This window comes from Bacillus sp. SIMBA_008 (assembly GCF_046535495.1).
GTDB classification, from domain to species: Bacteria; Bacillota; Bacilli; order Bacillales; family Bacillaceae; genus Bacillus; species Bacillus subtilis.
In genome coordinates this window covers 1-263 of record NZ_JAWRWL010000642.1, presented here as the reverse complement: position 1 = coordinate 263, position 263 = coordinate 1, and the positions used below count along the sequence as shown (strand labels likewise).

Sequence of the window (263 nt, the reverse complement as noted above, 5' to 3'; positions counted from 1 at the left end):
CCATCCGGCCGCGCCCTGGCTGCGCCCGCCTCTCAGGAGCGTCGAGGTCGTCGAGATGTTCCTCCGCACGCTCATCGAGCAGGGATTCTCCGACCGGCAGGCGGTCGACACGTACCGCTCCTTCAGCAGCTTCCTCCTCGGGCAGCTGCTCCTGGAGTCCGCCGTGCGCGGTGCGGAGATCAGTCCTCTCGAGGAGACACTCGACGAGGGCGGCGCGGACATCCCGGAGCAAGACGGACATAGCGCTCCTCGTCGCGGATGGC

At 68.8% G+C, this 263-nt stretch carries 1 protein-coding gene; it reads left to right on the top strand.

Annotated elements, in window-relative coordinates; all coding sequences use genetic code 11:
- Positions 1–263: TetR family transcriptional regulator (locus tag SB658_RS24790; RefSeq protein WP_410603057.1), on the top strand; the 263-nt coding region annotated here is incomplete at both ends.